This window comes from Ferdinandcohnia salidurans (assembly GCF_042680725.1).
GTDB classification, from domain to species: Bacteria; Bacillota; Bacilli; order Bacillales; family Bacillaceae_L; genus Ferdinandcohnia; species Ferdinandcohnia salidurans.
On record NZ_JBHUEK010000004.1, the window covers coordinates 195,022 to 221,283 of the forward strand.

At 36.9% G+C, this 26,262-nt stretch carries 28 protein-coding genes; 27 read left to right on the forward strand and 1 reads right to left on the reverse strand.

Annotated features, from left to right (window positions below; all coding sequences use genetic code 11):
- Positions 1–48: 48 nt before the first annotated feature.
- From hisC to ACFSFW_RS01465, 13 genes are all read left to right on the forward strand, one after another.
- On the forward strand, positions 49–1,146 hold the full coding sequence (hisC, locus tag ACFSFW_RS01405) for a histidinol-phosphate transaminase (protein ID WP_388034594.1): 1,098 nt from the start codon (positions 49–51) through the stop codon (positions 1,144–1,146).
- A 56-nt stretch (positions 1,147–1,202) separates the two neighbouring features.
- Positions 1,203–2,315 (forward strand): prephenate dehydrogenase, encoded by a 1,113-nt coding sequence (locus ACFSFW_RS01410; RefSeq protein WP_304218935.1) that lies wholly within the window; start codon positions 1,203–1,205, stop codon positions 2,313–2,315.
- 42 nt (positions 2,316–2,357) lie between these two features.
- Complete coding sequence (gene aroA / locus ACFSFW_RS01415; RefSeq protein WP_304218938.1) at positions 2,358–3,656, forward strand: 3-phosphoshikimate 1-carboxyvinyltransferase; 1,299 nt, start codon at positions 2,358–2,360, stop codon at positions 3,654–3,656.
- A gap of 127 nt (positions 3,657–3,783) precedes the next feature.
- Positions 3,784–4,722: a hypothetical protein gene (locus ACFSFW_RS01420; protein ID WP_304218940.1), complete on the forward strand. Its 939-nt coding sequence runs from the start codon at positions 3,784–3,786 to the stop codon at positions 4,720–4,722.
- A 21-nt stretch (positions 4,723–4,743) separates the two neighbouring features.
- Positions 4,744–5,997, forward strand: a complete 1,254-nt coding sequence (locus tag ACFSFW_RS01425; RefSeq protein ID WP_304218942.1) for a tetratricopeptide repeat protein — start codon at positions 4,744–4,746, stop codon at positions 5,995–5,997.
- Between the two features lie 105 nt (positions 5,998–6,102).
- Positions 6,103–6,639: a ReoY family proteolytic degradation factor gene (locus ACFSFW_RS01430; RefSeq protein ID WP_099351679.1), complete on the forward strand. Its 537-nt coding sequence runs from the start codon at positions 6,103–6,105 to the stop codon at positions 6,637–6,639.
- Between the two features lie 123 nt (positions 6,640–6,762).
- Positions 6,763–7,221 carry a YpiF family protein gene (locus tag ACFSFW_RS01435; RefSeq protein WP_099362734.1) on the forward strand — a complete coding sequence of 153 codons (459 nt, stop codon included), beginning with the start codon at positions 6,763–6,765 and terminating at the stop codon, positions 7,219–7,221.
- Positions 7,222–7,411: 190 nt separating this feature from the next.
- Positions 7,412–7,927, forward strand: coding sequence for a Rieske (2Fe-2S) protein (locus ACFSFW_RS01440; protein WP_304218945.1), 516 nt, complete (start codon positions 7,412–7,414; stop codon positions 7,925–7,927).
- A 3-nt stretch (positions 7,928–7,930) separates the two neighbouring features.
- Positions 7,931–8,605: a menaquinol-cytochrome c reductase cytochrome b subunit gene (gene qcrB / locus ACFSFW_RS01445; protein ID WP_099351676.1), complete on the forward strand. Its 675-nt coding sequence runs from the start codon at positions 7,931–7,933 to the stop codon at positions 8,603–8,605.
- A 160-nt stretch (positions 8,606–8,765) separates the two neighbouring features.
- Entirely contained in the window at positions 8,766–9,533 is a 768-nt protein-coding gene (locus tag ACFSFW_RS01450; RefSeq protein WP_304218948.1) for a menaquinol-cytochrome c reductase cytochrome b/c subunit, read from the forward strand.
- 123 nt (positions 9,534–9,656) lie between these two features.
- Positions 9,657–10,247 (forward strand): lipoprotein heptaprenylglyceryl N-acetyltransferase LhaT, encoded by a 591-nt coding sequence (gene lhaT / locus ACFSFW_RS01455; protein WP_304218951.1) that lies wholly within the window; start codon positions 9,657–9,659, stop codon positions 10,245–10,247.
- Between the two features lie 64 nt (positions 10,248–10,311).
- Positions 10,312–11,112: a sporulation protein YpjB gene (gene ypjB, locus ACFSFW_RS01460; protein WP_388034599.1), complete on the forward strand. Its 801-nt coding sequence runs from the start codon at positions 10,312–10,314 to the stop codon at positions 11,110–11,112.
- Between the two features lie 118 nt (positions 11,113–11,230).
- Complete coding sequence (locus ACFSFW_RS01465; protein ID WP_121448966.1) at positions 11,231–11,908, forward strand: zinc metallopeptidase; 678 nt, start codon at positions 11,231–11,233, stop codon at positions 11,906–11,908.
- Positions 11,909–11,953: 45 nt separating this feature from the next.
- Here ACFSFW_RS01465 and ACFSFW_RS01470 read toward each other — a convergent pair whose 3' ends face one another.
- Entirely contained in the window at positions 11,954–12,820 is an 867-nt protein-coding gene (locus tag ACFSFW_RS01470) for a YitT family protein (protein WP_388034601.1), read from the reverse strand.
- 149 nt (positions 12,821–12,969) lie between these two features.
- Here ACFSFW_RS01470 and ACFSFW_RS01475 point away from each other — a divergent pair, with 149 nt between their 5' ends.
- The 14 genes from ACFSFW_RS01475 (at position 12,970) to ACFSFW_RS01540 (ending at position 26,096) form a co-directional block, all read left to right on the forward strand.
- The gene (locus ACFSFW_RS01475; protein WP_099362741.1) at positions 12,970–13,305 is read left to right on the forward strand and encodes a nucleotide pyrophosphohydrolase; all 336 of its coding nucleotides are present in this window, start codon (positions 12,970–12,972) and stop codon (positions 13,303–13,305) included.
- A 13-nt stretch (positions 13,306–13,318) separates the two neighbouring features.
- Positions 13,319–14,119 carry a 4-hydroxy-tetrahydrodipicolinate reductase gene (gene dapB / locus ACFSFW_RS01480; RefSeq protein WP_388034603.1) on the forward strand — a complete coding sequence of 267 codons (801 nt, stop codon included), beginning with the start codon at positions 13,319–13,321 and terminating at the stop codon, positions 14,117–14,119.
- Positions 14,120–14,133: 14 nt separating this feature from the next.
- A complete protein-coding gene (gene mgsA, locus ACFSFW_RS01485; RefSeq protein ID WP_304218968.1) occupies positions 14,134–14,553 on the forward strand; it encodes a methylglyoxal synthase in 420 nt (139 codons plus the stop codon).
- Between the two features lie 50 nt (positions 14,554–14,603).
- The gene (gene bshA / locus ACFSFW_RS01490) at positions 14,604–15,737 is read left to right on the forward strand and encodes an N-acetyl-alpha-D-glucosaminyl L-malate synthase BshA (RefSeq protein WP_388034606.1); all 1,134 of its coding nucleotides are present in this window, start codon (positions 14,604–14,606) and stop codon (positions 15,735–15,737) included.
- A 15-nt stretch (positions 15,738–15,752) separates the two neighbouring features.
- Positions 15,753–16,937, forward strand: coding sequence for a CCA tRNA nucleotidyltransferase (locus ACFSFW_RS01495; protein ID WP_388034608.1), 1,185 nt, complete (start codon positions 15,753–15,755; stop codon positions 16,935–16,937).
- Entirely contained in the window at positions 16,910–17,908 is a 999-nt protein-coding gene (locus ACFSFW_RS01500; protein WP_388034610.1) for a biotin--[acetyl-CoA-carboxylase] ligase, read from the forward strand. Before ACFSFW_RS01495 ends, ACFSFW_RS01500 begins: the two co-directional genes overlap by 28 nt.
- A 311-nt stretch (positions 17,909–18,219) precedes the next feature.
- The gene (panB, locus tag ACFSFW_RS01505) at positions 18,220–19,053 is read left to right on the forward strand and encodes a 3-methyl-2-oxobutanoate hydroxymethyltransferase (protein ID WP_304218977.1); all 834 of its coding nucleotides are present in this window, start codon (positions 18,220–18,222) and stop codon (positions 19,051–19,053) included.
- Positions 19,054–19,055: 2 nt separating this feature from the next.
- Entirely contained in the window at positions 19,056–19,913 is an 858-nt protein-coding gene (gene panC / locus ACFSFW_RS01510; protein WP_388034612.1) for a pantoate--beta-alanine ligase, read from the forward strand.
- A 16-nt stretch (positions 19,914–19,929) separates the two neighbouring features.
- Positions 19,930–20,313, forward strand: coding sequence for an aspartate 1-decarboxylase (gene panD, locus ACFSFW_RS01515; RefSeq protein ID WP_099362749.1), 384 nt, complete (start codon positions 19,930–19,932; stop codon positions 20,311–20,313).
- 62 nt (positions 20,314–20,375) lie between these two features.
- Entirely contained in the window at positions 20,376–23,144 is a 2,769-nt protein-coding gene (dinG, locus tag ACFSFW_RS01520; protein WP_388034614.1) for an ATP-dependent DNA helicase DinG, read from the forward strand.
- A gap of 25 nt (positions 23,145–23,169) precedes the next feature.
- Positions 23,170–24,024, forward strand: a complete 855-nt coding sequence (locus ACFSFW_RS01525) for a ComEC/Rec2 family competence protein (RefSeq protein WP_388034617.1) — start codon at positions 23,170–23,172, stop codon at positions 24,022–24,024.
- Positions 24,025–24,238: 214 nt separating this feature from the next.
- Positions 24,239–24,409: a YpmA family protein gene (locus tag ACFSFW_RS01530; protein ID WP_099362752.1), complete on the forward strand. Its 171-nt coding sequence runs from the start codon at positions 24,239–24,241 to the stop codon at positions 24,407–24,409.
- A gap of 14 nt (positions 24,410–24,423) precedes the next feature.
- Entirely contained in the window at positions 24,424–24,897 is a 474-nt protein-coding gene (locus ACFSFW_RS01535; RefSeq protein ID WP_388034621.1) for a cell wall elongation regulator TseB-like domain-containing protein, read from the forward strand.
- Positions 24,898–24,914: 17 nt separating this feature from the next.
- A complete protein-coding gene (locus ACFSFW_RS01540) occupies positions 24,915–26,096 on the forward strand; it encodes a pyridoxal phosphate-dependent aminotransferase (protein WP_304218995.1) in 1,182 nt (393 codons plus the stop codon).
- The last annotated feature ends 166 nt before the right edge of the window (positions 26,097–26,262 follow it).

Below are 26,262 nucleotides of genomic sequence, written 5' to 3' on the forward strand. Positions count from 1 at the left end.
CAAATACGTCAAGGGCGCATTTGAATATGATAAGAGGTGTAGCTTCAGATGAATATCAAGGAACAGTTATTAGATTTAAAACCATATCAACCAGGAAAACCAATTGAAGAGGTAAAAAGAGAATACGGTTTAGAAAAGATTGTGAAATTAGCTTCAAATGAAAATCCATATGGTTGCTCAGAAAAAGTAAAAGAAGCAGTTAAAAATAGCTTGGACTCATTTGCGATTTACCCTGATGGCTATGCAACAGAGCTTAGAGAAAAGCTTGCAAAGCACTTAGGTGTAGATGGTTCACAACTTCTTTTTGGGAATGGGTCTGACGATGTCATTCACATTATTACGGCTGCATTGCTTGCACCCGACAAAAATACAGTTATGGCTAATCCATCATTTTCGCAGTATAAGCATAATGCCATTATTGAAGGGGCAGAAGTGCGTGAGGTTGAGCTAATTGATGGTCATCATGACCTTGATGGTATGCTCAAGCAAATCGATGAGAATACGGAAATTGTTTGGGTTTGTTCTCCAAACAACCCATCAGGAGTGTATGTGAACTCGGAAAAACTTCATCATTTCTTGAAGCAAGTTCCAAAACATGTCCTAATTGTAATGGATGAAGCTTATTATGAATTTGCGGCAAATGAAAAGGATTATCCCAATACAGTTGCACTTCTAAATGACTATCCTAACCTACTTGTATTAAGGACTTTTTCAAAGGCTTATGGCCTAGGTGGGCTTCGCGTTGGCTATGCAATTGGAAATAGTGATTTCATTAATAAAATTGAACCTGTCCGTCAGCCGTTCAATTCAAATCGAGTGGGTCAAATAGCAGCAGCAGCTGCAATAGATGATCAAGAATTCATCGCTTCTTATGTTAAGAAAAACAAACAAGGCTTGCAGCAGTATTATAGTTTCTGTGAGGAAAATCAATTATCTTATTATCCATCGTTTGGAAATTTTATTTTGATTGATTTTAAACAACCAGGTGATGATGTGTTCCACTATTTATTGGAGCGTGGCTTCATTGTTCGCTCAGGAAATGCTCTAGGCTTTCCAACTAGCCTTCGAATTACTGTTGGAACAGAAGAACAAAATAGTGAACTTATAGCGATACTTTCAGAGATGCTAGAAAATCAACAGAAGTAAAACTGTGGGGGTTCAATGTAACCCCCATTAGTGTTTCTATTATCGGTGGTGATGAGATGGGAAAAAACATATTAGTAATTGGACTTGGTTTAATAGGGGGTTCAATTGCACTTGCGATAAAGAAGGAACATCCTCATGCTACAATTTATGGTTTTGATAGCCATACAGAATCATCACTGTTGGCAAAAACGTTACAAGTGATTGATGAAGTGGTATTTAAGCTAGAGGATGTCGTACATACTTGTGACTATATTTTTATATCGGTTCCAGTAAAGCAGACCATTGACATTATTCAGGAGCTCAGCTTATATGAGCTAAAAGAAGACGTCATCGTTTCTGATGTAGGGAGTACTAAACAGGAAATTGTTCATACAGCAAATTCGATTCTTGGGGAAATTGGTGTAACCTTTATCGGCGGCCATCCAATGGCTGGTTCTCATAAAAGTGGTGTTGTTGCTGCGAAGGAACATTTGTTTGAGAATGCTTTTTATATTTTTACACCCCATAATGAATCTCCTTCTAGTAAGCTTGGTGTAGAGCAACTTAAAACACTATTAAAGGGAACAAAAGCAAATTTTGTTAGTATGACTCCTGAGGAGCATGACCGTGTTGCTGGTGTAATTAGTCATTTTCCACATATTGTTGCAGCTAGTCTAGTTCATCAAGCGCTAAAATATGATCAGAAAAATGAACTGGTTCGTCCATTAGCAGCAGGAGGTTTTCGCGATATTACTAGAATCGCATCTAGTAATCCGTCCATGTGGCGTGATATATTATTACATAATCGAAATGTATTACTAGATCTTTTTGAAAATTGGATTGACGAAATGGAACAAATCCGAAACTTTGTAGCAAGTGGAAATGGCGATGATATTTATAATTATTTTATGGATGCCAAAAATTTTCGCGATGGACTTCCTACTCGTACAAAAGGTGCTATACCTTCATTCTATGATTTATATGTTGATATTCCGGATTATCCTGGTGTCGTTTCGGAAATCACTGGTCTTCTCGCCCAAGAAAGAATTAGTATTACGAATATCAGAATTATTGAGACAAGAGAAGAAATCTACGGTGCGTTACGTATCAGCTTCCAAAGTGACGAGGATCGAGCCAAAGCTAAGTTATGTATTGAAAGCAAGACAAATTATGAAACATTTAATGGATAGCTTGTAAAATACACAAAGGGGTATTTGATTAGGAGTGGTAATATGGATTCAATAAAGTTACGTACAAATATTACAGGCCTCAATGGTTCGATTGATATTCCTGGTGATAAATCCATCTCCCATCGCTCTATTATGCTTGGGGCGATTGCAGAAGGGAAAACAGTTGTGGACAATTTTCTACCTGGGGATGACTGCTTAAGTACGATTAGCTGTTTTCAAAAACTTGGTGTGAAAATTACACAGGATAAGGACCATGTTGTAATTGAAGGAGTAGGTTTTGAAGGACTACGTGAACCAGATGTAGTATTAGATACAGGTAATTCTGGAACAACCACAAGACTAATGGTCGGACTTCTCTCTGGTATACCAATTCATACTTGCATGATTGGTGACGAGTCAATTGCAAAGAGGCCAATGAAGAGGGTAACAGCACCATTGCGTCAAATGGGAGCAAAAATTGATGGAAGAGAAGATGGAAATTTTACTCCGCTCTCAATTCGAGGTGGCGAATTACAGGGAATTGACTATGTTTCTCCTGTAGCAAGTGCACAAGTAAAATCGTCTATTCTTTTAGCGGGTTTAAATGCGAAAGGGACAACATCTGTTACAGAGCCGCATAAATCAAGAGACCATACTGAACGCATGCTGCGTGCCTATGGCTGTGATGTTGAAGAGGAAGGACTGACTGTTAAAGTAAAAGGCGGTCAGAAGCTCATAGGGACAAATATTCAGGTTCCTGGAGATATTTCGTCTGCAGCGTTTTTCCTTGTTGCAGGGGCGATTGTACCAAACAGTCGAATTACACTGAAAAACGTTGGAATGAATCCAACAAGGACAGGAATTATTGATGTGCTGGTTAGTATGGGAGCACGTCTAGAAATCGAGAACGAGAGAGTGGAAAATAACGAACCTATTGCTGATTTAACAATCCAAACATCTGAATTAAGAGGGATTGAAATTGGTGGTGACCTCATTCCGCGTTTAATTGATGAGATTCCCGTCATCGCGCTTTTGGCAACACAGGCTGAAGGTAAAACAATTATTAAAGATGCCGAGGAGCTTAAGGTAAAGGAAACAAACCGAATTGACACAGTTGTCGGCGAACTATCTAAACTTGGAGCTTCAATTGAACCGACAGAAGATGGAATGATTATATCAGGTGAGAAGAAACAATTAACGGGTGGACATGTTCATAGTCATGGAGACCACAGAATTGGCATGATGCTAGCTGTTGCAGCATGTATTGCGGGTGATGATGTTTCTCTTGAAGATTATGATTCCATTAAAGTTTCGTACCCAAGCTTTTTTGAACATCTTGATTTATTAATAAAGGAAGATTAAGAATGAAAACCCGTGGAAAACTGAATTTCCATGGGTTTTCTGTTTTATAAAGAACAAAAACTAACATATATCCACCACTTTTTGCATAGCTTGTCTTAAGACTAAGTTTTGCGAAAGGGGAGGTTTGATGCCATATATATTAGAAAAAGCGAATGTGTTAAAGGATAATAGGGTCATAACATGCTCCATTCTTATAAAAAATCAACGAGTTGATTATATGAAAGAAAACCTCAAAAGACTCTCTTTTATGAAGACAAACCTATCACAATACTTATTAACACCCGGTCATGTTATGATTAACTACTCCTTTTCGAAAGGGCATTCATTTCAATCCTTTAAAATGGAAGTGACCGAAAAATACTTAAAAAAAGGGTGTACAACCTTACTAGTCATAAGTGACGTAAAGAGCGAACGCGAACTGGCCGATTCTCTAAAGAATACTAGGCATTACCTATTAAATAGTCCAATTGATTATTATTTAGGCATTCGTATTCCCCTTGAATCCTTAACGCCATCTATCATTGTAGCCTGCAGGCGAAAAAAAATCCCGGTCATTATTGTTACAATTGAAAAACTGGACGATCTATACAAGGTGCCATGGGGTTGGATTAGGGAATCCTACCATTCCTTTCAAATTCCAATCATTCCCGAGTGGAAAATGAAGGAGAAGGCGATTTTTAATAATAATCGAAAAGACGAGATGTGGAGAGTGATGACTGAACAGAATCGAATCCCAACGATACCGGTTTGTCCGACTGAGAATGAACCATTGTCCTTTGATATGTTAAAAAAGATTGGGATTTACCCAGACAAAGGGGATATACGCGTAGGTGGAGAACTGGATTATAATTTATATGAGCATAATTCTATAGGCTATTCAGTTGATGAAAAGCCAACTCTCGATTATCATAATCTTATACCCACAATCACCATGCATAAAGGTAATTTTACAAAAGTAGATGCTAATGTATACTTTCGTTCCGGCTATGGTAATGAATGTATAGTAAAAAAACCTGGCTTTTTTGCATCTTCGTATGATACGGACGTATTGGTGAAAGAGAGATAGGTAAGAGGAGTTAATGATTTTATGAATAGATTAGAGAATGCAATTCAATTAGTTGAAGATGGTAATGTTGAAGAAGGCCTCAAGGCTTTAAAGAAGCTAAGAGAATACTCCAATGATGATGAAAAATACACCATTGCAGAAAGTTACTATAAATGGGGCTTTGTCGAAGAAGCCAAAGAAATCGTTGAGGAATTAATCGCGAGATACCCTGATGAAGGTGAGCTCTTTGTATTTCTGGCAGAAATCATGATCGATCTAGATATGGAAGAGGAATCAATTGATATTCTCGAGCAAATTTCAGAAGATGACCCAGTCTATTTGGAATCCCTTGTTTTGCAAGCTGACTTATTTCAGATGCAGGGTTTACACGAAGTGAGTGAGCAAAAGCTTTTGTTAGCTAAGGAAAAATCAGGGGATGAGCCAATCATTGATTTTGCTTTAGCCGAATTGTATTCAACTCACGGCGAATACAGCAAAAGTATTCCTTATTATGTGAAGGTTTTACAGGATAATGACGAAATTGCAGGAGTAAATGTTAATGCCAGAATCGCGGAAAGCTTTAGTACAACAGGTAAATTTGAAGAGGCTCTTCCGTATTATGAAGAAGCAATCAAAAAACAAGAAGATAGTAATACATTGTTTGGTTTCGGCGTTACTGCTTTTCAGGCAAAATACTATAAAAAGGCAATCCAGATTCTTTCTAGACTAAAAGAGCTAGACCCGGATTATGGTTCACTTTATTTATACCTTGCTAAAGCATATGAAGAAGAAGGAAGTCTCACGGAAAGCCTTCAGGTTCTCATAGAGGGCCTTGAAGTGGAGTCATTAAATAAAGAACTCACATTTTATGCAGGCAAAATATCAATGCTGCTTGGCGATAAGGAAAATGCTGAGAAGTTCCTTCGGGCTGCAGTTGGAATTGATCCAGGATATGTGGAAGCAACTTTACAACTTTCAAAGTTTCTATTGCAAGAAGAAAGATTCGAGGATGTTGTGGAATGCCTCGATAATGTCATGAGTTACGGCGAATATGATGAACAATTTGAGTGGGACCTGGGGTTTGCAAAAAATAAACTAGAACAATATTCGGATGCATTAAACCATTACCGTCATGCATATACTTCTTTTAAAGAAACTCCAGAGTTTTTAGAAGAGTTTGGATATTTCCTATTGGAGGACGGTAAGCGGGAAGAGGCAATCGAAGTATTTAAGGAACTTCTTAAGCTTGACCCGATGAAGTACGAGATTGAAGAATTAATATCTGAACTGGAATAAGCTTAAAGTTCTGTTGTTTTTAACATCCTTTTGAAGGATATTTTGATGTCAATGTTGAAGTATAACATTAAATTACTCCATACTAGCAGAGGAGGGAAGCATGCGATGACTACCCCTGTATCTGTCAACGAGAAAAAAGACTTCATTCGCTGGTTTCTGAATAATTATCAGCTAAAGAGAAGAGAGTGTGTTTGGATTTTAAACTACTTAATGAGCCATGACCAACTCATGAAAAATGTCCACTTTGTCGAGCAAGCCCAATACTGCCCTCGAGGAATCATTATGTCGACTCATTGTGTTGATGATGTACCTTTCCGTTTTTATAAGGAAAATGTCATGACCACTGATGCTGAAAAGTCATTTCATGATATTCGACTAAATAGGGAAGAAGAAATTTATATTCAACTAAATTTCAGATCCTCCTTCCATTCTCCGAATTATGTGGCTGTACTTGAAGAGAATCCATATATGCCAAAACACCTTCAAGTGAACGAACAGGATAAAGAGCTGGCGAAAAAGTTTCTTGAGGAATCCATTCATATGTTTCAAAAAGAACACCTGTTGAAGAGGATTGATGAGGCGCTTGACAAACAGGATGAGACAGCGTTTAAAAGGCTAACTGAACAACTTAAACAATTATAGAGGGTTGTGTAAACATTGGGGCTGACAAAGTGTGTCAGTCTTTTTTATTTGTCCAGAATATGGTATGGTAGTTTAGGAGTTTACCATTACTACATAACGCGATTGAGAAAGGAAGCATACATAATGAAATGGGTAACCAAGGATATGGATGTGTATATTCAAGCTAAGGAATATGTTGATACAGCTGTTATTCCACTCATTCCAGTTTCGCTTGAAGGAAACTTAAAAAACACGGTTTCGATGGGGGAGTTCATTGCCATACTTTCCAATGAAGTGGAACGTCAATTTAAAGGAAGAATTATCTTATTTCCTGCGTTCACGTATTCAAATGGTGAAGAACTTGAAATGGCGAAAGTTCGATTAAATCAGTGGACAAGCGATCTAAATAGTGGTGGTATGAAACATACGATATTTATCACGTCTGATAGCAGCTGGAAACAGGTGGAATCCGATTTAAATGGATCCCTAATCTGGCTTCCTACTTTACCACTTGAATATGTTGAGGAAAAATATAAGCAAACGATGCTTCAAGATCAAATGAAACAACTTGTCACATTATTTACGAACATCTGGCAAAGATAATCCATCATTATTTAGCAATAATATTGAAAAATTCCTTACTTTTCCTAAGAAAGTCACATAGTTGCCATTGTTTCGGTAAATCCTATTATTGACCTGTACCAAATATTGATATATCATGAGAATGTCCTAGTTTTAAATGTGTACAATTATGTCCGGAGTGGACTTAGCTTAGCATAGAGGGGGGAAAAAAATGAGCGAGAATAAACAACGGGTTTCAAGACGTCAATTTTTAAACTATACTCTAACAGGTGTAGGTGGATTCATGGCAGCTGGGATGTTAATGCCAATGGTTCGCTTTGCAATTGACCCATTACTTCAGCATGATGCTGAACAAGACATGGTACAAGTGGTAAGTGTTGATAAGATTTCAAATGATCCTCAAAAATTTGATTTTAAAATAAATCAAGTTGATGGATGGTATGAATCAGAGGTTCCAAATTCAGCATGGGTTTATAAAAACGATAACGGCGACATCATTGCATTGTCACCGGTATGTAAGCACCTTGGCTGTGCAGTTTCTTGGGGTGAAGATCCAGCTAACCCAGATCGTTTCTTCTGTCCTTGTCATTATGGTTTATATGAAAAGGATGGTATGAACGTGCCAGGCACACCACCAATGGGCCCATTAGATGTATTTGAAAGTGAAGTAAAAGATGGTTATTTATATTTAGGAAAAGCAAAACCTAATCCTAGAGGAGGCAAGTAATCAATGTTAAATAAGATTTTTGATTGGGTTGACGAACGTCTTGATATTACTCCTCTCTGGGCAGATATTGCAGACCATGAAGTTCCTGAGCATGTAAACCCAGCGCATCATTTTAGTGCGTTTGTTTATTGCTTTGGAGGACTAACATTCTTTATCGTCGTCATCCAAGTACTATCTGGTATGTTTTTAACAATGTACTATGTACCAGATATCATTAATGCATGGAATTCTGTTTATTACTTACAAAATGAAGTAGCATTTGGACAGATTGTTCGCGGAATGCATCACTGGGGAGCTAGTTTGGTTATCGTCATGATGTTCCTACATACCCTACGTGTTTTCTTCCAAGGTGCTTATAAAAAACCTCGTGAGCTTAACTGGATAGTGGGAGTTTTAATTTTCTTTGTCATGTTAGCGCTTGGTTTAACAGGTTACCTATTACCTTGGGATATGAAAGCGTTATTCGCAACAAAAGTTACAATCCAAATTGTTGAATCTGTTCCACTCATAGGGCCTTACTTAAAGACTCTAATTGCAGGACACCCTGAAATTGTTGGGGCACAGACTTTGACACGTTTCTTTGCTATTCATGTATTCTTCTTACCAGCAGCATTATTTGGATTACTAGCTGCTCACTTTATCATGATTCGTCGTCAAGGTATTTCTGGTCCATTGTAGGATGGAATTCACCTTCATTTTATGAAGTGTAAAGTGTGCACTATTCACAATGGATTGATATGGACTAATAATTTTCGAGCTTGCTCGATTGTATAATGAAAAATATGTACAAACTCTTTTGAGTGTAATGTAAATTCTCTAAAAAGGAGGGGGACTGATTATGCATCGCGGAAAAGGAATGAAATTTGTTGGGGACTCACGTGTTCCTGTAAGTAATAAAAAGCATATTCCTAAGGATTACTCCGAGTATCCAGGGAAAACAGAAGCATTCTGGCCAAACTTCCTCTTAAAAGAATGGTTAGTTGGTTCTGTTTTCTTAGTAGCTTTTTTATGCTTAACAGCAGCACACCCATCACCATTGGAAAAAGTCGCTGATCCAACTGCGGCGGGATATATTCCATTGCCAGACTGGTATTTCTTATTCATGTATCAATTGATTAAGTACACGTATGCATCAGGTGATTATAACATAATTGGTACACTTATTATTCCGGGACTTGCGTTTGGAGCACTTCTACTAGCACCATTCTTAGATCGTGGTCCTGAACGTAGACCTTCTAAACGCCCAATTGCTACAGGTATGATGCTTTTAGCATTTGCTGCTACTGCTTACTTAACATGGGAATCAGCTTCTCAAGTAGACTGGGAAGCAAGAGCAGAATCTGCGAAAATCGTAGCAGAAGTTGAGGTAGATAAAGAATCTGAAGGATACTTACTATACCAAGACAAGGGTTGTATCGGATGTCACGGTGGTAACCTTGAAGGTGGACCAGCAGGTAAGGCGTTAGTTGATAACGGATTATCTCCTGAAGAAATCTCTAACATTGCGAAAAATGGTCAAGGTGCAATGCCTCCAGGTATGTTCGAGGGTACTGATGAAGAATTGCAGAAGCTAGCTGAATTTATTTCAGGTGTAACTTCTAAATAATCAAACAAAAAGCTGACTTATACAGTCAGCTTTTTTTATTAGGAATATACCCTTTTTTAACTTGACAAAGAGACTATTTATAAGAGAATCTTGAGGTAAGAAAAAAGGAAAGTTGGTACATAGATGAAGTGGATTACATATTTAATGGGGCAACGCTGGGTGCTTTGGATTCTCTTACTCATTAACATACCTGGTACGATATATGGGTATATTTGGTATGAGAGTCAACTAAACATCACACCTCCTAAATTTTTAATTTTTGTTCCAGATAGCCCAACGGCAAGTTTATTTTTTTGTTTTGTGTTAATCGCTTTTTTACTGAGAAAGAATTGGCCGCTTATTGAAGCGCTGGCGATTGTTACCCTATTTAAATACGGGATCTGGGCAGTAGTTATGAATATTCTTACTTATTTTGTGGACGGCCTAAATATATACGGGTATATGCTTATTTTTTCTCATCTAGGAATGGCAATTCAAGGTCTATTATATGCTCCATATTATCGAATAAAGTCGATCCATTTAGTAATTGCAGCTATTTGGACCCTACATAATGATGTAATTGATTACGTTTTCTTTATGATGCCAAGGTATAGTGTGCTGGATCAATATATCCCTCAGATCGGCTACTTCACATTTTGGTTAAGTATGGTGTCAATGTTAATTACCTATCTTCTTTGTATAAAAAAAGATCGATTTAAATTAGAGTTAAGGTAAAATTAGTGGTCTACTCTTGTCCAATCTATCATACATTTTACTAGATGTTTGAGGAGGGACAAGTATGAAAATTTCTAGAATTATATGTATTATTTGCTTTATAGTTATGATTCATCCTATATCCATAAACGCCACCTCCAACGAAGAAAATTGGGAAAAGCTCGATCAAATCTCTGATCAGGCACTACAAATGGTGAAGCAAGAAAGATACAAGGATGCCAAGCAATTATTAACACATTTTTCAAATGAATTTTTACGTATGAATCAGCGAGAACAATCATTTTCAATGGATGACCTTCGAATTATTACAATGACCCATAATTCAGCATTTGAAGCTGTAAATTCCACTTCACTCAGTTTTGAAGAAAGGATCAATCGTGTTACAAAATTCCGTTTGGTAATGGATGCGATGAGATCAGAGCATCAGCCGATGTGGACTGAAATGGAAGATTCCATTATGACGACATTTGGGCAAATGAAGGATACTGTTGAAGAGGGAGATACTGAAAGCTTTAATCATCAACTAACAGTCTTTCTATCAAAATATGATATGATCCATCCGAGTATTGCGGTTGATATTACACCAGAGGATGTTCAAAAAATTGATTCTCATATCGCATTTTTAGATACGTACCGAAATGAAGACCTAAAGTCGACTACAAGAATCCAGCAACTTGAACAAATGGAAATGGATCTGAAGAACTTATTTGAACGCATGAAAGAGGATGAAGCCGATCCATCACTTATCTGGGTGATGATATCAACAGGTGGTGCCATTATTCTCACATTAATTTATGTCGGATGGAGAAAATATAAAGGTGATAAACAAAAGCGACAAAAACAAAGAGATTATGATCAACGATAACAGTGGGATTTAACCCACTGTTTGTTTTTTAGGCGATTAAATTTTGTAAGCAAGTCAATTGACTTTGTGTCCTACTCAAATTAAAATTAAACTATACTATAAGTATGGAGGAAAAAAAATGATTTTTGTTTATTTTGCTTTAATCATTATCATTCCAATTTATGCGCAAATTAAAGTAAAGAGCGCATATAAGAAGTATTCACAAATCCCATCTTCATCTGGTATGACAGGTGCGGACGTAGCGAGAAGAATACTCGATCAAAATGGACTATATGATGTGAGAATTGAAGAAACACCTGGTGTACTATCAGACCATTATGACCCAAGGTCAAAAGTCGTTCGACTATCAACAAACAATTACTACGGGAATTCAATCGCAGGTGCTGCAGTTGCAGCCCATGAGGTTGGACACGCGATTCAAGATCAACAAAATTACGCTTTCCTTCGCTTCCGCCATGCACTAGTACCGGTAGCGAACATTGGCTCAAACTTTTCATGGATTTTAATTATTGCAGGTATGATTTTTACAATACCAAGCTTAATGCTATATGGAATTATCTTTATGGCAGCAGCCGTATTATTCCAGCTTGTAACTCTACCAGTTGAATTCAATGCTTCATCAAGAGCGATGAATGAAATCGTATCAGCAGGCGTTATCCGAAATGATGAAGAGCGTGAAACTAAAAAGGTTCTGAATGCAGCGGCATTAACTTACGTTGCAGCAGCTGCAGTAGCGGTACTCGAACTATTGAGATTGATTTTAATGTACACAGGGATGACTCGTTCAGAAGAATAATAAAAGGTAAAAGCCGGTTATCAAGCTGATAACTGGCTTTCTTATTCATCGCTCTATTGGCTTTTTATTCTCATCTAGCGTAAAACCTTCACCTAGTACATCATGAACATCACTAACTGAAACAAAAGCATGTGGATCAACAGAGATAATGACTTGTTTTAAGCGACCAACCTCACTTCTACCCACAACACAATATAAGATATGTTTCTCTTGTTTCGTATACGACCCCATTCCCTTCAAAATCGTAACACCACGTTCCATCTCATTTAAAATCTTTTCTGCAATTTTCTCGTTCTGTTCTGAAATAATCATCGCACCTCTAGCGGCATACGCACCTTCCTGCATAAAATCAATCACTCTTGCCCCAATAAACACAGCTAGTAACGTATACATTGCCTCTCGAGGAGATAGATAGAAAATAAGCGAAATCGTGATAACAACAGCATCAAATAAAAACATTGTCCGTCCCATGGGCCAACCCACGTATTTGCGAACTAGCCTTGCAATGATATCTACCCCGCCAGTGGTTCCTCCATAGCGGAATATAATCCCGAGTCCAACCCCAATAAAAACACCCGCAAATAGGGCTGCAAGCATTAAATCCCCATCAAGTGGAATATCAAGCTGGTAGCGTTGAAATAACCACAAAAATATTGAAACACTAATAGTACCGATCATTGTATAGTAAAATGCAACACGGCCTAGCAGCTTCCACCCGAGTATAAACAGTGGAATATTTAATATTAGATTCGTATAAGATGGGTCGAATTCAAATAGAAAATAGAGCAAAAGTGTGATTCCAGTAAAACCACCTTCCGCAAGATTATTTTGCATATTGAAATGTACAATTCCAAACGAAAAGATGGCAGAGCCTAATAATATAAAAAAGATACTTTTGAACGATAACTTCAAAATGATTTACCCCCGAGATAGTAATATTTTGCCACTTTATTATAAAGTATGGGTAAATATCTGACAAATCATGTTATATAAAAGAAAAGTTTGTCAAAACTCTATATTTTAAGCTAACATAAGAAGAGAAACTTCATGAGGTGATAGAGATGGCAGATAAAACAATGAAACAGCTACAAGAAGAAGTAGATGAGTACATAAGCCAATTTAAAGAAGGATATTTCAGCCCTCTTGCATTACTAGCAAGATTGACAGAGGAATTAGGTGAACTTGCTAGAGAAGTTAATCACTATTACGGTGAAAAACCTAAAAAGGATACAGAAACTGAAAAAAGCATGGCAGAAGAAACAGGCGACATGTTGTTTGTTTTGATTTGTCTTGCAAATTCCTTGAACATTGACCTTGAAGACGCACATAATACTGTTATGAATAAATTTAATTCAAGAGATAAAGATAGATGGACTCGTATTGACACTAACGAATAAGGGAGATAAAAGAATGGAAACAATTAAAATCGTAATTGCTGGACCAAGAGGCAGAATGGGAAAAGAAGCGGTAGCACTAGTACAGGACACTGAGAATTTTTCTCTAGTCGGGGTAATCGATCATAAATACAACGGGCTGTCCTTAAGTGAGATTGATGGATTTTCAAATGTTAACGTACCTATCTTTACTGATATTAAAGAAGCGTTTGAAGAAACAAACCCCGATGTGTTGATTGATTTAACAACACCTGAAACGGGTAAATATCATACAGAGATTGCTATTGAACATGGAGTACGACCAGTCGTTGGCACTACAGGGTTCACAAAAGATGAATTAGAAAGATTGTCAGTGCTAGCAGAGGAACGTAAAGTAGGTGCAATTATTGCTCCAAATTTTGCGGTTGGTGCGGTTTTAATGATGAAATTTTCACAAATGGCAGCCAAGTATTTTCAGGATGTGGAAATTATCGAGCTTCACCATGACCAAAAACTCGATGCTCCATCTGGAACAGCTGCGAAAACAGCAGAACTATTAACAACTGTTAGAGAATCAAAGAAACAAGGACACCCTGATGAAAAAGAAACCATTCAAGGTGCTCGAGGTGCTGAATATGACGGAATTCGTATACATAGTGTCCGCTTACCTGGACTTGTCGCACATCAAGAGGTACTGTTCGGTGGAAATGGACAAATGCTTTCCATTCGCCATGATTCTTTCAACCGGGCTTCTTTCATGTCAGGTGTTAAATTATCCGTTGACACTGTAATGAACCTTGATGTATTAGTGTATGGATTGGAAAATATTATCGAATAAGGGGATACATAACTATGAAAATTGCATTAATTGCTCACGATAAAAAGAAAACAGATCTCGTTCAATTTTCTACAGCTTATAAATCTATTTTAGAAGATCATGAATTGTTTGCGACAGGTACAACAGGTTCACGTGTTTCTGAAGCTACAGGGTTAAAAATCCACAGATTCCAATCCGGACCATTAGGTGGCGATCAGGAGATTGGTGCGATGATCGCAAACAATCAAATGGATATGGTGATCTTTTTTAGAGACCCACTTACTGCACAGCCACATGAGCCAGATGTAACAGCACTTATAAGATTATGCGATGTATATGCTGTACCTTTAGCGACAAACATGGGAACGGCTGAGGTGCTTATTCATGGACTTGAACAAGGATTTTTCTCCTGGCGTGAAATAATCCGTGATAGACAAGAAGGAAATAATTTGTAAGTTATTAGATACGCATACGTGTATTTGACGAAGAAGTGGGAGATTCGTAAATGAAACTTAAAATTGGGATTACCTGTTACCCATCTGTTGGCGGTTCAGGTATTGTAGCAACAGAGTTAGGGAAGCTACTTGCAGAAAAAGGACATGAAATTCATTTTATTTCTTCAAGTCTTCCATTTCGTCTCAACAAAATTTATACAAACATATACTTTCATGAGGTGGAAGTCAATCAATATTCAGTTTTTAAATATCCACCTTATGACCTTGCATTAGCTAGTAAAATGGCAGAAGTGACAAAGAGGGAAAATCTAGACCTTCTTCATGTGCACTATGCGATTCCACATGCAGCATGTGCATTTTTAGCAAAGCAAATGGTGGGCGGTGATGTGAAGATTGTAACGACCCTTCACGGAACAGATATTACAGTTCTCGGGTATGATCCCTCTTTAACAGAACTTATACGCTTTGGAATTGAACAATCTGATGCGGTGACGGCTGTTTCACAATCACTTGTGGAACAAACGTATGAGTTAATCGAGCCCAAAAAAGAGATTAAGACGATTTATAATTTTGTAGACGAGAAAATTTATTACAAACGAAATGTAAATGATTTGCGAAGTCAATATGGGATTGAAGAGGATGAGCGAGTGATTATCCACGTTTCCAACTTCCGTAAGGTAAAACGTGTACCCGATGTTATCCGCGCATTTGACCTCGTTCAAAAAGAAGTGAAATCAAAGTTGTTATTAGTTGGTGATGGGCCGGAGTTAACAACTGCCTGTAAATTAATGAATGAATTAGGCCTAGATGATAAAGTCCTTCTTTTAGGAAAGCAGGAGAACCTTGCTGAACTGTATTCGATCAGTGACTTAAAGCTTTTATTATCTGAAAAAGAAAGCTTTGGTCTCGTTCTCATTGAAGCTATGGCATGTGGAGTTCCGACAATCGGTACAAATGTTGGTGGAATTCCAGAGGTCATTGAAGATGGTATAGATGGCTATATTTGTGAACTAGGTGATATTAAAGATATTGCAAATAAGGCAATTAACCTGCTATCTGATATTGAGTTACATCAAAAGATGTCAAATCAGGCAATTAAATCTGTCCAACAGAAATTTAATTCTGAACGAATTGTCAATAACTATGAGGATTTATATTATTCAATACTTTCGAAAAAACGTTGATAGGGGATCACGACGATGGATGAATCTTTTGTAAATGCAAAAGCAATTCTTACAACATTACATAATAATGGCTACGAAGCTTATTTTGTTGGTGGTTCTGTTCGTGATTATCTCCTTAATCGTTCAATCGGTGATATCGATATTGCTACCTCGGCATTACCAAAGCAGATCATCGATTTATTTCCTAAAACGATTGATGTCGGAGCCGTTCATGGAACCGTAATCGTTTTACATGAGGGTGAACAATTTGAGGTGACAACCTTTAGAACGGAAGAAGGTTATGAGGATTACCGTCGACCATCACATGTGGAGTTTGTTACTTCCCTTCATGAAGATTTAAAAAGAAGAGACTTTACGATGAACGCGATTGCGATGACGATTAATGGCGATATTATTGACCCTTTTGATGGAAGGAAAGCGATTGAAAAGAAAGTAATCCAAACAGTTGGTAATCCAACTGAACGTTTTCGTGAAGATGCGCTCAGGATGATGAGGGCTGTTCGATTTTTAAGTCAATTGTCCTTTTTACTTTGTGAAAAAACGCAATCTGCTATCATGGAAAATGCGTATTTATTAAATAAGATTTCAGTTGAACGGATTACAATCGAATTTGAAAAGTTACTTTCGGGTCCGAGTTGCCAGGCGGCTTTTCCAATCTTAATTGAGACAAAATTATATCAGTACATACCTGGATTAGAAAATGAAATAAAAGGGTTGGAAAACTTCCCTACATATAAATGGAATCAATTGCAAGACAGAGCTGAATATTGGACACTTGTTTGTTATTTGTTGTCTAAAGAGGATATCAAGTCTTTTTTAAGGCAATGGAAGCTCCCGAATAAAGTTGTAGAACAAGTTGTGCAAAATATAGCGTGTATACAAAATGTTATTCAAAGTGGTTGGAACAATCGACTGTTATATGATTGTGGAGCTAATTGTGTCCAACAGGTTGAGAGAATTTTATGTGTGCTTGGATTTAAACAAGAAATATCACCATATGAAGAATATGAAAAATTGCCCATTAAGCATCGATCAGATTTAGATATTTCGGGTGAGGATTTATTAAATTGGTTTAATCAAAAACCAGGAAAATGGGTTTCAGATCTCTATAATAAAGTTGAAGATGGAATACTTGAAAACGAAGTGGAAAATAACAAGGGAAAAATAAAGGAGTGGCTTCTATCGTGCAATCAGAAATAAGAAAAAGATTGTTAGAGGTCTTCTCTAATGCTAACGGAGAATTTATTTCTGGTCAAAAAATTAGTGAGCAACTTGGGTGCTCACGTACTGCCGTTTGGAAGCATATTGAAGATTTGCGAAACGAAGGGTATGAGTTGGAGGCAGTTAGAAAACTTGGTTATCGAATAATCACGAAGCCAGATAAAATTAGCGGCAACGAAATTCAATTGGGTCTTGAAACCGAATTTCTCGGAAGAAATATTCATTTTGAAGAATCACTCACCTCAACCCAAAAAATAGCACACCGTCTATCGTATGATGGTGTTGTTGAGGGCACACTTGTTGTGGCTGAAGAACAAACAACAGGTCGTGGAAGACTAGACAGGGCCTGGTATTCACCCAAGCATACAGGAATCTGGATGAGCATGATATTAAGACCGCAAATTCCACCTTCACAAGCTCCGCAATTAACACTTTTGGCGGCAGTAGGTGTAGTCCAAGCAATACAAGAAGTGACAGGGTTAGAGCCTGATATAAAATGGCCAAATGACATTTTAATCAATCAAAAAAAGATTGTTGGTATTCTAACAGAACTTCAGGCAGAAACTGACCGGATTAATTCAGTTATCATTGGAATTGGTATTAATGTGAATCAAGAATTGAACCATTTCCCTGAAAGCTTACATTCAATTGCAAGCTCACTTGCAATCGAAAAAGGAGAAAAAATTGATCGCTCGAAGCTAGTTCAAGTAATTTTATTTAAAGTTGAAAAACTATATAAGGAATATTTACAACATGGCTTCAAGGTTGTGAAGTTATTATGGGAGAGCTATGCAACAAGTATCGGCAAGAGAATCGTTGCAAGAACACTTTCAGGTTCAATTGAAGGTAAAGCAATTGGAATCAATGACGAAGGTGTATTACTTCTTGAGGATGCATCTGGTAAATTGCACCATATCTATTCAGCAGATATTGAGTTTCCTGATAAATAAAGTGTAGAAATAATATTGAATCTTTTATATAATTCAAAGTAATGGGTGGTATCCTTTCGGAACTACACCAGTCACTTACGTTTTACCAATGTCATTTACAATTATATTCTGCCTTGATCCATTGGACTGGGACAGAGGGATGAAATTTACCGAACACATTAATGTTTAATCCTTCTTTCTCTTTTTAGAAAGAAGGATTTTTTACTGAATTTACAAAAAACGTCCACGAATCGGTTATTCATCTCCTCTTTTAAGGACTCGAGGACAGCCTTAAGCAAGGCGAGCTTTAAAAGCCAAAAGGAGGAAAAATGATGAAACAAACAACAGAATTTTTGAAAATGAAGCAGAAGAAAGAGCCAATTGTCATGTTAACAGCTTATGATTATCCATCTGCAAAGCTTGCAGAAGAAGCAGGGGTCGATATGATCCTTGTCGGTGATTCATTGGGTATGGTTGTATTAGGCTATGATTCTACTATTCCAGTAACAGTAGATGATATGATTCATCATACGAAGGCCGTAAAACGTGGTGCAAAAGATACGTATATTGTAACGGATATGCCATTCATGTCCTATCATGTCTCACGATCTGATGCCTTGAAAAATGCCGCACGAATTATTCAAGAATCGGGTGCACATGCAGTTAAAATCGAAGGGTCAAAGGATGTCATTTATACGATTTCAGCTTTAACTGAAGCAGGAATTCCTGTAGTCGCGCATTTAGGATTAACACCACAGGCAGTGGGTGTATTAGGTGGATATAAGGTACAAGGAAAAGATGCAGAAAGTGCTAGGCAGCTCATTGAGGATGCCAAAAAAGTGGAAAAAGCAGGTGCGATCGCTTTAGTATTAGAATGTGTTCCGAAGCAATTAGGGGAAGAAATTACAAATAGCATTTCAATTCCGACTATTGGGATTGGGGCTGGAAACGGTACAGATGGTCAAGTTCTTGTTTTCCATGATGTGGTTTCATATGGAGTCGATCGTGTTCCAAAGTTCGTGAAACAATATGCTTCTGTAAATGAACCGATTAAACAAGGAATCCAAGATTACATTACTGAGGTTAAAGCAAAGTCATTCCCTAATGAAAAACATTCGTACACAATGAAAGAAGAAGAGCTTGCAAGCCTTTATGGGGGAAAATGAACATGAAAGTTGTAACATCGATCAAGGAAATGCAGCAACATATCAAGACTTTAAAGCTAGAAGGAAAAACGGTTGGGTTTGTACCAACAATGGGGTTTCTTCATGAAGGTCATTTAACATTAATGAATAAGGCAAGAAGCGAAAATGATGTATTAGCAGTAAGTATATTTGTAAACCCGCTACAATTTGGTCCAAATGAAGATTTTGATTCCTATCCGCGTGATTTTGAAAGAGATAGCAAACTCGCAGAAAACAATGGGGTTGATATTCTATTTCACCCAAGTACCGAAGACATGTACCCGACCAAAATGTCACTGACTGCAAATGTTCATTCAAGAATAGATGTGTTATGTGGTAGACAACGGAATGGACATTTTGACGGAGTGGCTACAGTATTAATCAAATTATTTAATATTGTACAGCCAGACCGAGCGTACTTTGGGTTAAAGGATGCTCAACAGGTAGCGGTGGTGGATGGTTTAATTTCTGATTTTAATTTCCCAATCAAGCTTGTTCCGGTGGAAATTGTCCGAGAAGAGGATGGGCTAGCGAAAAGCTCGCGTAATGTAAATTTAACTGACAAAGAGAGAGCAGAAGCTCCAAGATTATATGAAAGCCTTCAAATGGCTAAAACGGCCATCGAGGATGGACAACGAAACCCAAGAGTGGTTGAAGAACTAATCATGAACCATATTACAAAACATACATCCGGTGCAATCGATTATGTAGAAATATACAGTTACCCTGCGCTTGACGAACTTTCTGAGCTAACTGGTAAAATCATTATTGCCATAGCTGTCAAGTTTACAAAAGTCAGACTTATTGATAATATAACTTTTGATGTGAAAGAAATTTTTTGATTCAAGGGGGAGCATCATGTTCCGTACAATGATGAACGCAAAAATACACAGAGCACGTGTCACAGAAGCAAACTTAAACTATGTAGGTAGTATTACTATTGATGAAGATATATTAGATGCAGTCGGAATGGTTGCTAATGAAAAAGTTCAAATTGTAAATAATAACAATGGGGCTCGACTTGAAACATATATTATCCCTGGTGAAAGAGGAAGCGGAGTTTTTTGTTTAAATGGAGCTGCTGCTCGTCTTGTACAAGAGGGAGATGTCATTATTGTGATTTCATATGCGATTGTACCTGAAGAAAAACTGGCTGAACATAAGCCTAGGGTAGCGATCATGAACGAAGACAATCAAATTAAAGAATTACTTTTTCAAGAACCAGCTGCAACTGTTTTATAAGAAAAATTTAATAAGAACAACGCCCCCACATTGGGGGCGTTTGTGTTAGGAGGTGGCACTAAATGAATAAACGCTTTGTCGTTGTAGACTTGGAAACAACAGGGAATTCTCCAAATAAGGGTGATAAGATTATTCAGTTTGCAGCTGTAGTCATTGAAGATGGAGAAATCATTGAAAGATTTGCAACTTTTGTAAACCCGAAACAAGACATTCCTGTTTTTATCGAGCAATTTACGGGTATTTCAAATGAAGTCGTTGCGAATGCTCCTGATTTTTCAATTGTGGCTCCCGAGATTATTTCAATGTTTAAGGATTCCTATTTTGTTGCTCATAATGTTCCTTTTGACTATTCCTTTTTACAGGAGGAGCTAGCCCAGTGCGGTTTTACGAATTTTCAATGTCTTACTATTGATACGGTTGAACTTTCAAGAGTGATGATTCCATTGGCAGATAGCTATAAACTTGGACAGCTTGCTGAATCTCTTTCATTAACACATGAAAATCCACATCAAGCAGATAGTGATGCTGAAGTAACAGCAGAAATACTCTTAAAAATAGTACGTAAAATAGAGAAACTGCCGTTAGTAACGATTCAAAAGCTATATACCCTTTCAAATCATTTTAAAAGCGATATCCGTGAAATTTTGCGAGAGATTATGGATGATAAATCTAATCATGCACAACGCGAATCGAAATTTGATATCTATCGTGGACTCGCTCTGCGTAAAAAGAAGAAGCGAAAAGCTAAACCAACCCCAAAAAGTAATACATATACTGAGGTTTTTCACTCAGTGATTCACGATTTTCCTTTTCGGCAGGGACAGTTAGAAATGGTGCAAACCATTCACCATGCGCTTGAAACAAACCAACATGCAATCGTCGAAGCGGGTACAGGTATTGGGAAATCATTAGCCTACTTGCTTCCAGGAATCTATATCTCAAAAAAGAAGGGACGTTGTATGATCAGTACAAATACCCTTCAACTTCAGCAACAATTAGTAGAGCGGGATATCGCGAAATTACGAGAAATCCTTTCGTTTGATTTTGACGTTGCTCTTTTAAAAGGAAGAGGAAATTATCTCTCGTTAAGAAGGTTTGAACAAATTCTTTATGAGGACAGTGACAATTATGATGAGGTTTTAACGAAGGCTCAAATACTAGTATGGTTAACTGAGACAGAAACAGGAGACATTGACGAAATTAATTTACCTTCAGGTGGTAAGCTTTTATGGGATCGTGTGAAAAGCACATATGAAAATCCCGGATTTGAAGATACGATCTGGGAGTCAAGAAGTTTTTATAAAAAAGCAAGGGAAGCAGCAGAAAAAGCGGATATATTAATTACAAATCATGCTTTGTTATTACAGGATTTGAGACATGATTTTGAAATTCTCCCTTCTTATGACTATTTAATTATGGATGAAGCACATCATTTTGAAGCACTAGCGAAGCGTCAGGTAGGATTACATATTCATTACTTAATGATTCACTCTGTTCTAACGAGGATTGGTCAACTCGAAACAAATGATTTACTTAGGAAATCATCAAAAATAATGGAGCGGATTGGATACAATTCAGATTCATTTGAACGTGTGAATCAACTCTTAAAGGATATGAGGGCATCTGTTAATGAATTTTTCCGGATGATACGTAGTCATGCATTATCAAAACAATCATTCGAAAACCAAACTAATCGGATTCAATATGTAGTAGATCGAAAAAATGAATCTGGTGAGCATTGGCAAGAAGCGATTGAACAAATGACAAAGCTTAGTATTTCAAAAAAAGAGCTTTCTACAATGGTTCAATACCAGAACGAGCTTATTATACAAAATAAATCATTACTAACACCTTTGCAATTAGGCTTATTTAATGATTATGTATTATGTTTCAATTTGTTATTTGAGAAATGTGCTATTATTGAAAGTTTTTATGGTGTGTTGGAAAATCAAATGGTTTGGATTGAAATCGATCCAAAAGGGCCTGTAAATTCAGCAACTTTATTTGTGGAGCCCACAGATGTTTCTGATTATTTAGCTGATCACTTTTTTACATTTAAGAAAAGTGTGATTATGACTTCTGCAACATTAACAGTGGATGATTCATTTTCCTATATGATTAAGAAGCTTGGCTTGACAGATTTTCAACCAATTACATTGTCAATACCGTCACCTTTTGATTATGAACGTCAAGCAGCGATGATGGTACCATCAACTGTTCCACTCATCAATTCTGTATCACAGGATGAATTTGTTGATTCGATTTCAGTTCATATTGCTGAAATTGCAAAAAAAACGAATGGACGTATGCTTGTTCTTTTTACTTCTTATGATATGCTGCAAAAAACTTATATGAATTTAAAAAATATGCAGCAACTAGAAGAATTTGTGTTAATTGCTCAGAGTATAAGTGGTGGCAGTCGGGCAAAATTAACAAAGAATTTTCAGGCGTTTAATAAGTCAATTCTTTTAGGTACGAGCAGTTTTTGGGAGGGTGTAGATATCCCAGGCGAAGATTTAACCGCACTTGTTATCGTCAGGTTGCCGTTTACTCCTCCAAACGATCCAATTTTCGCTGTACGTTCGAAGGAAATTGAAGGAAAGGGCGGAGATTCCTTTAAGGACCTTTCTTTACCTGAAGCAATCCTTCGATTTAAACAAGGAATTGGAAGGTTAATTCGATCAGAAAAAGATAAAGGGGTAATCTTTATTTTAGATCGTCGAATTATAACAACATGGTATGGAAAGAAGTTCATTTCATCAATTCCACAAATGAAATTTATTCAAAAACCTCTTAATGAGCTATTGGAACACGTAGAAGAATGGCTATAGATTTTTAAATTCTGGAGGCTGATTTGTGAAGCATTTTAATCTGATCTTATTAATTTTTTTAACATTATTTAATTCAGACTGGACAAGTGAAAATGTGCGGACTAATATAGAGAAAATAAATGTTAAATTATCCGAGGATGAGATTGCAATTACATTTTTGGACCTCTCAAACGGTGAAGCAAGTTTGATTCATTTACCAAATGGAGAATTTTACCTTGTGAATACCGGTGGGAACGGAACCCAAAAGGAACTTAAGGAGTACCTTGAAGTCTATGAAGTGAAAAAATTAAAAGGCATTATTATCACAAAACAAGATACATTATATACTTCTAATATAGACTGGCTAATACAGCAATTCTCCGATGTACAAATCATCCAAGGAGCGCAAAATAAGCAGGAATATTCCAATATCAATATCGTTAAGTGGGAACACCAAAAGACCTATCAATTAAGCTCTTTACTAGCTGCTGAAGTCATTCATGAAGAACATGATAACGAGAAGTCTCTCGGCATGGATATATTATTGCGATTTGGTAATCATCAGGTTCTTTTTATGACCAGTGCTAATTCAAAATTAGAGCACCAAATGCTTTCAAATAAAGAGCTGCCCATAACAAATATATTAAAGGTCGCAGAGTTTGGCCATGCAAAGGGTTCAGGAGAAAAATTTGTGAATCATGTAAATCCTCAAATTGCGATTATTTTTCATAAAAAAGGATCACTTCCTAGTTCAGATGTGTTAGAAAGACTAAATAGTAGTTGGATTGACATTTACTATACGAAACAATTTGGCAGTGTCACCATCAAATGTTCACAAACAGATTATGAAGTCTTTCCGATTTCGTTAAAAAGTGACAAACCAAAGAGTGACCAAGAATAAAAAAGACCTGTCAAAAGACAGGTAAAGGCATGGGATTAGGAGTTGATTTTTTTATTCAAAAGTATATTGTGAATGGTTATACAACTGTTATAATGATGTAAGGCAACTTAGTGAAGACAACTTCAACTGTAATGTTGTAGTACTTCTATTGTTGCCGTTAGTAAGATATCGTATGAGTAGTAAAATTTGTGATGAATGAAGGGAGAGCTCTTGCTTGGAAAGTAAGATAGAAGTTCTATCGACTGTTAAGATTCAAAATACTCCTGATTTATATAAAATTGTTGATTTGTTAAATCGAAGTTTAAAGCATGAAGATCTTATGTTTGGATTGGCACTCGATAAAGATGATCAAAATAATGCAGTTTTTACAATTTATCGTACGTAAAGAAGTTGATTAAAATGAAAAAATGGATCATATGGATACTCGTCCTTCTCCTTATTATAATCATTTGGACAGGAATCAGCATTTATCAATCGGCATTAAAGCCATTTAATAATGCTCAATCAAAAGGAAATGAAATTGCGCTCGAGAAGACAGCAATTGAAACAATTGAAGAAAGTTATACATATTTTGGAACGAAAGCGTATCAAGTCGTCATCGGTAAAAATGATAAGGGTGAAAAAATGATGGCTTGGATTCCAGAAAAAGATGGTGAAATAGTAACGCGCAGTGAACGTGATGGAATCACAGAAAAAGAAGCAATTGCTATACTAAAGAGGGAACGGGATCCACAAGAAATTCGTTCCGTCAAACTTGGAATTGAAGATAATATCCCCATTTGGGAAATTATTTATATAGGTAGTGATAATCGATTAACCTACCATAAATTGTATTTTGAAACTGGCAAATACCGCAATTCAATCAAACCATAATACGTGGGGGGAAAACCATGAAATTAGCAAACAGAGTAGCAGCATTAACACCTTCATCTACACTTGCTATTACCGCAAAAGCAAAAGAATTGAAGGCAGCGGGGCATGATGTAATTGGACTTGGTGCAGGTGAACCGGATTTTAATACACCTGATCACATAATCGAGGCCGCAATAAAAGCAATGAAAGAGGGACATACAAAATATACACCTTCTGCTGGATTACCTTCGTTAAAACAAGCGATTTGTAATAAGCTTTTAAAAGACCAACAATTAGAATATAAGCCAAATGAAGTGATTGTTGGAACTGGCGCAAAATTTGTATTATATGCTTTATTCCAAGTACTCTTAAATAAAGATGATGAAGTTATTATTCCTACTCCATACTGGGTTAGCTATCCTGAGCAAGTGAAGCTTGCAGAAGGTGTACCAGTGTATGTTGAAGGAAAAGAAGAAAATAATTTTAAAGTTTCAGTAGAACAGCTGGAAGCAGCCATTACAAATAAAACAGTTGCTTTAGTATTAAATTCACCAAGTAATCCAACGGGTATGCTTTATTCAAAAGAAGAATTAAAAGCAATTGGTGAACTATGTGTGAAGCATAATATTTTGATTGTTTCTGATGAAATTTATGAAAAACTTGTGTATTTTGGTGCTACTCACTATTCAATTGCTCAGGTAAGTGAAGAAGTGAAATCAAAAACCGTTCTTATCAATGGACTTTCTAAATCACATTCAATGACAGGTTGGAGAATCGGTTATGCGGCCGGTCCTGTTGATATCATTAAAAGCATGACAGACCTCTCAAGCCATAGTGTTTCTAACCCAACATCGATCGCACAATATGCATCGATTGCTGCTTATGAAGGGCCACAAGAACCTGTTGAAACAATGAGACAGGCGTTTGAACAAAGATTAGATGTTATATATGATAAATTAGTAAGCATTCCTGGTATTTCATGCAAAAAGCCACAAGGGGCTTTCTATCTATTTCCGAATGCTAAAAAGTGTGCGGAATTGACAGGATATGAAAATGTAGATGACTTTGTTAAAGCTCTATTAGAAGAAGCACTTGTTGCTGTTGTACCTGGGTCGGGCTTTGGTGCACCAAACAACATTCGTCTATCTTATGCTACATCATTAGAACAGCTTGAAATTGCGATTGATCGTATTCGAAAATTTGTCGAGGAAAAGATGTAATTAATGGATTCATATGGGGATGGTTCGTTTGGGTTTTATTCACTCATGAACCATCCCCATGGTATTTCTTGCTTCATTATGACAAGATATGTATAATAAAGTAGGAATTTATACATAAGTGGCGCAAATAACGCCAATGCGCATTTGATTGATTTTTGGAGGGACA

Excerpts from the sequence above, each read along its gene's own strand:
- hisC (WP_388034594.1), top strand. The coding sequence starts at position 49 with ATGAATATCAAGGAACAGTTATTAGATTTAAAACCATATCAACCAGGA.
- ACFSFW_RS01410 (WP_304218935.1), top strand. The coding sequence starts at position 1,203 with ATGGGAAAAAACATATTAGTAATTGGACTTGGTTTAATAGGGGGTTCA.
- aroA (WP_304218938.1), top strand. The coding sequence starts at position 2,358 with ATGGATTCAATAAAGTTACGTACAAATATTACAGGCCTCAATGGTTCG.
- ACFSFW_RS01420 (WP_304218940.1), top strand. The coding sequence starts at position 3,784 with ATGCCATATATATTAGAAAAAGCGAATGTGTTAAAGGATAATAGGGTC.
- ACFSFW_RS01425 (WP_304218942.1), top strand. The coding sequence starts at position 4,744 with ATGAATAGATTAGAGAATGCAATTCAATTAGTTGAAGATGGTAATGTT.
- ACFSFW_RS01430 (WP_099351679.1), top strand. The coding sequence starts at position 6,103 with ATGACTACCCCTGTATCTGTCAACGAGAAAAAAGACTTCATTCGCTGG.
- ACFSFW_RS01435 (WP_099362734.1), top strand. The coding sequence starts at position 6,763 with ATGAAATGGGTAACCAAGGATATGGATGTGTATATTCAAGCTAAGGAA.
- ACFSFW_RS01440 (WP_304218945.1), top strand. The coding sequence starts at position 7,412 with ATGAGCGAGAATAAACAACGGGTTTCAAGACGTCAATTTTTAAACTAT.
- qcrB (WP_099351676.1), top strand. The coding sequence starts at position 7,931 with ATGTTAAATAAGATTTTTGATTGGGTTGACGAACGTCTTGATATTACT.
- ACFSFW_RS01450 (WP_304218948.1), top strand. The coding sequence starts at position 8,766 with ATGCATCGCGGAAAAGGAATGAAATTTGTTGGGGACTCACGTGTTCCT.
- lhaT (WP_304218951.1), top strand. The coding sequence starts at position 9,657 with ATGAAGTGGATTACATATTTAATGGGGCAACGCTGGGTGCTTTGGATT.
- ypjB (WP_388034599.1), top strand. The coding sequence starts at position 10,312 with ATGAAAATTTCTAGAATTATATGTATTATTTGCTTTATAGTTATGATT.
- ACFSFW_RS01465 (WP_121448966.1), top strand. The coding sequence starts at position 11,231 with ATGATTTTTGTTTATTTTGCTTTAATCATTATCATTCCAATTTATGCG.
- ACFSFW_RS01475 (WP_099362741.1), top strand. The coding sequence starts at position 12,970 with ATGGCAGATAAAACAATGAAACAGCTACAAGAAGAAGTAGATGAGTAC.
- dapB (WP_388034603.1), top strand. The coding sequence starts at position 13,319 with ATGGAAACAATTAAAATCGTAATTGCTGGACCAAGAGGCAGAATGGGA.
- mgsA (WP_304218968.1), top strand. The coding sequence starts at position 14,134 with ATGAAAATTGCATTAATTGCTCACGATAAAAAGAAAACAGATCTCGTT.
- bshA (WP_388034606.1), top strand. The coding sequence starts at position 14,604 with ATGAAACTTAAAATTGGGATTACCTGTTACCCATCTGTTGGCGGTTCA.
- ACFSFW_RS01495 (WP_388034608.1), top strand. The coding sequence starts at position 15,753 with ATGGATGAATCTTTTGTAAATGCAAAAGCAATTCTTACAACATTACAT.
- panB (WP_304218977.1), top strand. The coding sequence starts at position 18,220 with ATGAAACAAACAACAGAATTTTTGAAAATGAAGCAGAAGAAAGAGCCA.
- panC (WP_388034612.1), top strand. The coding sequence starts at position 19,056 with ATGAAAGTTGTAACATCGATCAAGGAAATGCAGCAACATATCAAGACT.
- panD (WP_099362749.1), top strand. The coding sequence starts at position 19,930 with ATGTTCCGTACAATGATGAACGCAAAAATACACAGAGCACGTGTCACA.
- dinG (WP_388034614.1), top strand. The coding sequence starts at position 20,376 with ATGAATAAACGCTTTGTCGTTGTAGACTTGGAAACAACAGGGAATTCT.
- ACFSFW_RS01535 (WP_388034621.1), top strand. The coding sequence starts at position 24,424 with ATGAAAAAATGGATCATATGGATACTCGTCCTTCTCCTTATTATAATC.
- ACFSFW_RS01540 (WP_304218995.1), top strand. The coding sequence starts at position 24,915 with ATGAAATTAGCAAACAGAGTAGCAGCATTAACACCTTCATCTACACTT.